Origin of the sequence: Lentilactobacillus dabitei (assembly GCF_019061365.1) — a bacterium.
Lineage (GTDB): Bacteria > Bacillota > Bacilli > Lactobacillales > Lactobacillaceae > Lentilactobacillus > Lentilactobacillus dabitei.
Genome location: NZ_JAHPPD010000121.1, coordinates 1 through 5,348, shown reverse-complemented (window position 1 = coordinate 5,348; position 5,348 = coordinate 1). Strand labels below are relative to the sequence as shown.

At 41.1% G+C, this 5,348-nt stretch carries 4 protein-coding genes; 1 reads left to right on the top strand and 3 read right to left on the bottom strand.

Annotated elements, in window-relative coordinates; translation table 11 throughout:
* Positions 1 to 114 precede the first annotated feature (114 nt).
* The 3 genes from KTE19_RS12610 to KTE19_RS12600 are packed head-to-tail and all read right to left on the bottom strand — an operon-like array spanning position 115 to position 4,096.
* Positions 115 to 996 carry an aldose 1-epimerase family protein gene (locus KTE19_RS12610; RefSeq protein ID WP_217165461.1) on the bottom strand — a complete coding sequence of 294 codons (882 nt, stop codon included), beginning with the start codon at positions 994 to 996 and terminating at the stop codon, positions 115 to 117.
* 23 nt (positions 997 to 1,019) lie between these two features.
* Positions 1,020 to 2,444, bottom strand: a complete 1,425-nt coding sequence (gene uxaC / locus KTE19_RS12605; protein WP_217342418.1) for a glucuronate isomerase — start codon at positions 2,442 to 2,444, stop codon at positions 1,020 to 1,022.
* A 29-nt stretch (positions 2,445 to 2,473) separates the two neighbouring features.
* Positions 2,474 to 4,096 carry a mannitol dehydrogenase family protein gene (locus KTE19_RS12600; protein ID WP_217165436.1) on the bottom strand — a complete coding sequence of 541 codons (1,623 nt, stop codon included), beginning with the start codon at positions 4,094 to 4,096 and terminating at the stop codon, positions 2,474 to 2,476.
* Between the two features lie 307 nt (positions 4,097 to 4,403).
* Here KTE19_RS12600 and KTE19_RS12595 point away from each other — a divergent pair, with 307 nt between their 5' ends.
* Entirely contained in the window at positions 4,404 to 5,108 is a 705-nt protein-coding gene (locus KTE19_RS12595; protein WP_217342417.1) for a GntR family transcriptional regulator, read from the top strand.
* Positions 5,109 to 5,348 lie beyond the last annotated feature (240 nt).

Genomic DNA, 5,348 nt, shown 5'->3' with positions numbered 1-5,348 from the left:
TCATACTTAATTAATAATTCTATGGTACTCAAAAAGACGTCTACGAAGTAGACGTCCAGTTATTTAGTGCTTACATTAGAATTACCGTCTTTGAATTATTACATCTATTTAATACTATTTCAGTTCAATTTTTACTTGATATTTCTTGGTACCGTTGGCTTTAAGATGTTGATTATCTTCTTTTGAACTTAATTCAGCCAGATCACCATAAACATCAGGTAACCCGTTAAATGGCTCAATGCACAAGAATGGTGCGTTGGCGCCTTCCTTGGTCCACAAGGTAACATGATCAAAATCACTAACATCAACAGTCACGGCATGCTGAGTAGCTTTGGAAGACAACTTGACTGTCTTAATACCCGTATTCTTAATAATTAACAGGCCCTTGGCAAACATGTCATGATCCAACTCGACGACGCCGTTGCGATAGTCAGGCAGCTTTTCAACGTTACCAGAACGGTAAGGATTAGGCTTCTTAACAATCTCGTAAGTGTCTAAGGAATCTTGAGCTGGCGCCAAATCCAAGCGGTAATCATCGAAGGAACCTTCCCCATTAATTGGCACGTTGAATGCTGGGTGATACCCCAAGGAATAGGAAAGATCCGTGTTGCCATCATTTTGAACATCAAAGGCAACCGTCAAGCCATCATCAGTCAGGCTAAAAGTAACCTTAAGCTCAAAATCAAAGGGATAGTATTTCTTGGTAGCGTCATTTGACTTCAATGATAAGGTAACTTGATCAGCTTGCTTATCAACGACGTCAAAGTCAAAATCAGCCACAAAGCCATGCTGCGGCATTTCATACTTCTTGCCGTCAATTAAATAGGCATCATCATTGGAACGGCCAATCGCTGGAAATAAAATCGGTGCGTGTTTGGGCCATAAGTCATTGTTCCAAATATAATCAAAGTCACCGGCTTTATTCACCAAATGAGTTAATTGACATCCGTGTTCATCGATTTCAGCCCTGAAACGCTTTGTTTCAATTTTTTGCATTGGGAGCACTCCCCTTCTAACGGCTAGTCCTTGTTAAAGAAACCAAATTGACTGTAGGCATTGTTGTACGAAATATCTTCAACAATTTGGCCCAGGTAATCTTCATCATCAGGTGCTTGGCCGCGTTCAACCCATTCGCCGATCACATTGCACAATACTCGACGGAAGTACTCGTGACGCGGATATGATAAGAAACTACGTGAATCAGTCAGCATTCCTACAAAGTTAGGCAACAAGCTTTGTTCAGCCATCATGGTCAACTGACGCTTCATACCATCGAAGGTATCGTTGAACCACCAAGCACAACCTAATTGCAGCTTTTGGACACCATCTTGTTGGAAGTCACCCATACCGGTTGCCAATTCCATCCAGTCATTTGGATTTAAGGAGTAAAGAATTGTCCGTGGAATTTCGTTTTCAGTCTGCATATCAATCAATAACTTCATGAATTCTTGGGCAATGTCTGGTTGGGTTCCCATGGAATCAAAACCACCATCGGGACCAAACTTTTTAAACATTGGCTTGTTAGCATTCCGAGTAACATTCATGTGGAATTGCATCGTCCAGTTGAATTCTTTGTTTAACTTCATCAAATTCTCAACCAACATTGTTTGATATTTGTCGATATCTGAAGTTGATAATGGTTTGTTTTGGCGAGCGCGATCAAGAATATCATTTAATTCATCATCACTGGCTTTTTCAAATCTAAAGAAGTTCAAGCCATGATCAGACAAACGACCACCCACACTCTCAAAGTATTCAAAGCGCTGACGCAAAGCTGCCATCAAGTGTTTGAATGAGTCGATCTTAACACCGGAAACATCGGCCAATTGATCCAAGTATTCGCCAAAGGTCGTGTCAGTTAAGTGAAGGGCCTTGTCAGGACGCATTGCCGGCAATACTTTAAAGCCGTTATCAGCCTCTTCTTTCTTCAACAACTTGTGGTACTTCAGATCAGAAGCTGGGTCATCAGTGGTGCAAACCGCCTTTACGTTCATGCGTTTGATTAAGTTGCGGGGCTTGAAGTCGTCAGTTGCCAGCATCTTGTTAGCTTTCTTCCAAATATCAGGAGCTGACTTTTTATTAAAGACTTCATCAATTCCAAAGAACCGTTTCAATTCCAAGTGAGTCCATTCATATAATGGATTACCCAGCGCTTTTTCAATTGTACCAGCCCAAGCGATGAACTTCTCGTAGTCGTCACCATCACCAGTAATTAAATCTTCGGGAACCCCGTTGGCCCGCATTAAGCGCCACTTATAGTGGTCACCAACGTTGCCGTCATTTACCCAGATTCGAGTAATATTGTCATAACTGCGGTTGTCATAAATTTCCTTTGGATCCAAATGACAATGGTAATCGATGATCGGCATCTTTGAAGCGTGGTCGTGGAACAACTTTTTTGCCATTGGCGTGGTTAGTAAGAAATCGTCATTTAATAAAGTCATAAATAAAGTCTCCTCTTTAGAAATCTTAGTTAGATGCTCTGAGCATATTTGGATAAGGTGTCTTCCAATGTCTTGCGAACGGCACCCACACCACTAATTTGTTGGGCAAAGTAATTTTCAACCGTTTCACCCATGCCGATTGCATAGAGATCATGGTCAAAGATTGACTTGTTGGCAAGAATATCTTTCAAGTGAGCGTGAACGTCGGTCTTTTCACCCAATTTGATGTCACTTACCTTAGGCTGTAATTCTGCCAACAATGGGTCTGGACTTAGTTCAAACGGCTTGCCTTGGTCGTCAATGGCCATCAGGTAACGGCACCAAGTTGCCAAAACAAGCGGAATAAAGTGCAGGTCCTTTGGATCACGTTTAGGATCATCAATGTAATGTTGGATAGTAACGCCGTAACGAACTGATAACTTCTGTGACGTATCTGAAGCAATCCGTTGGGGCATATCTGGAATGTAAGGATTAGGAAGACGCTTGTTAACCAGTTGATCAATGAAGGTCTTAGGGTTAATAACCTTAGGATCCTTAACAACTGGTAAGCCTTCAACGTATCCAATCTGCTTGATTAAGTTGAGCATATCCTTGTCACTAACTTCTTTAGCAATTGAATTAAAGCCGAGTAAGCTACCGTTAACGGCTAAGGCAGTATGCAATGGGTTCAAACAAGTGGTTACTTTCATCTCATCGGCATCGTTAACTGTGTCACGATCGGTCAAGATGACCCCAGCTTTATCTAAGGCTGGTCGGCCATTTGGAAAGTCGTCTTCAACAACTAAATAGTGAACTTCCTCAGTGTTAGTGAAGGCAGCAATGTTGGTGTGGCCTGGGGTGTGATAAATCTTGTAATCATCGAAGCCATCTTCCTTGAGCTTTTCGGAAACCGCTTCGGAAGGATTTGGCGTAATACGATCAATCATTGAAAGTGGGAAACTGACAGTTTTGTCATCCTTTAAGTAATCGATGAATTCAGAAGGAACCAAGCCATTTTCTGCCCAGCCCTCGGCAATTGTCAGCACACTCTTTTCAAGTTTTTCACCGTTCTGGGAGAAATTATCGGTGCTTAACAAAGCCATCGGATATTTACCGGCTTTAAAGCGGGCAAACATTAATGAAGTTAGTGAAGCCATATTGTTTTTAGGAGCTTCAGGACCGTTTTTAATATCATCTTGAACCATTGGCAATAGGTTGCCTTGGCTGTCCCAAAGGTTATAACCCTTCTCCGTAATTGAGAAGGTTGCTAATTGCAGCGCTGGATTTTCAAAAATTTTGAACAGTTTTTTCCAGCCGTCCGGATTGCTTTGATCGAAGTATAGGGCATCTGAAACTGAGGCAAATAATTCTTTTTCAAAATTGCCATCTTCATGGGTAATCACTCGGAGAATGCGGTTATTGAATTTTCTGTAGACATCGTCGACAACACCTGGATCATGAGTTTCAGCAACCACGATTCCAGAATCAAGATCACCTGATTCAAGCAAGCGGTTAGCAATGGCAGCATGAAATGCCCGAAACAGGTTACCACCACCAAAGTGAACCCAACGAGTAGCCCCCGTCTTTTCTTTAATATCATAATCGGGAACCTTAATGTTAGCGTCAGCAAATTCTTTTTTATTTGTTAAATAATCGTCAGTAACTTTTACCATCAATTAATCCTCCTAATAGATAAAGTGAGCGGATCCAAGCGGTTAGAAATCGGAGGGTAAGTCTCCTCGGAGAGAAATTCCTGGTTCTGGAATTTCTCTCCGAGGTGCTTACGTGCAGATTGTTGCTTTACGCAGCTGTCCTAAAAGCTTCAACCGCCCCACAAAAGCGGAACTAATACATCAGTGTTCTGAATCCGCTTCCAAGTTAATTATATTCTGATATATCAGATTGTCAACACCCTTATTTTTCGGGCTGGTTGTTTGATTTTAATATGCTATAATGTTGGTTGTTATAAAGGAGAATAGTATGATGGATAATATGCGCAGCGATGCTTACCACGAAATTAAATATAAAATCATTCACTTTGACTACATCCCTGGCCAAAAAATATCAGAGAAAACGATATCTCAGGAACTCGGATTAGGCAGAACCCCTGTCAGAGAGGCAATCATCCGGATCGAGCGAGAGGACTTGATCGAAGTAATTCCCCAAAGCGGAACCTACATCACCAGAATTGATATGGCAGATGCTAAGGACGCCAGATTCGTCCGCGAATGCATTGAACCTAAGATTATGTTAAGTGCTGCCGCTAATATTTCAGATGAATCTTTAGCAACGTTACGGAAAAATCTTAGTGAGCAGGATAAAACGGCTAGTGAAATCAATCCAGATAGCTTTTTTGATTTGGATCAGGATTTTCACCATGAATTTTATAAGGTTGTCAATAAAGAGATCGTTTGGGATTGGCTGCAAATTAACAACACCCAGTTAAACCGTTTCCGCCGACTTCGGTTAAAAGAAATGGACTTGAACTGGAGCACGATTTATACGCAACACAAGAATATTTTTGAGGCTGTGGTTGATAAAAACATTGACGACCTGGAATATCTTGTTAATGAACATCTGCATTTGATGTTATTGGAACGCCACCAAGTTCTTGATGCTTACCCGGATTATTTCCGAAACTACGACGAGGAAGCAACCTCTGCCCCCATTGATGAATCAAAGTAAATAACCTATATTTATATGTTATATGGAAAAAAGTGAGGGTGGGACATTAGTCATTTTCAGTTTGTAATGACAACTTTGATCACCACTTTTATATTGTAGAAAGCTGCGACAAACGGCAGATCCCTGCCATTTAACGAAAAAATGCGATCATTCCAAAACTGAACTGAACCCCTTGAATTGGAGAAATCTAATTCAAGGGGTTTTATTATGTTTCCTTATGAAGTTAAAATGGCCGCTATT

Bases quoted from the DNA above. Each gene is read 5' to 3' on its own strand.
- KTE19_RS12610 (WP_217165461.1), bottom strand. From the start codon at position 996: ATGCAAAAAATTGAAACAAAGCGTTTCAGGGCTGAAATCGATGAACAC.
- uxaC (WP_217342418.1), bottom strand. From the start codon at position 2,444: ATGACTTTATTAAATGACGATTTCTTACTAACCACGCCAATGGCAAAA.
- KTE19_RS12600 (WP_217165436.1), bottom strand. From the start codon at position 4,096: ATGGTAAAAGTTACTGACGATTATTTAACAAATAAAAAAGAATTTGCT.
- KTE19_RS12595 (WP_217342417.1), top strand. From the start codon at position 4,404: ATGATGGATAATATGCGCAGCGATGCTTACCACGAAATTAAATATAAA.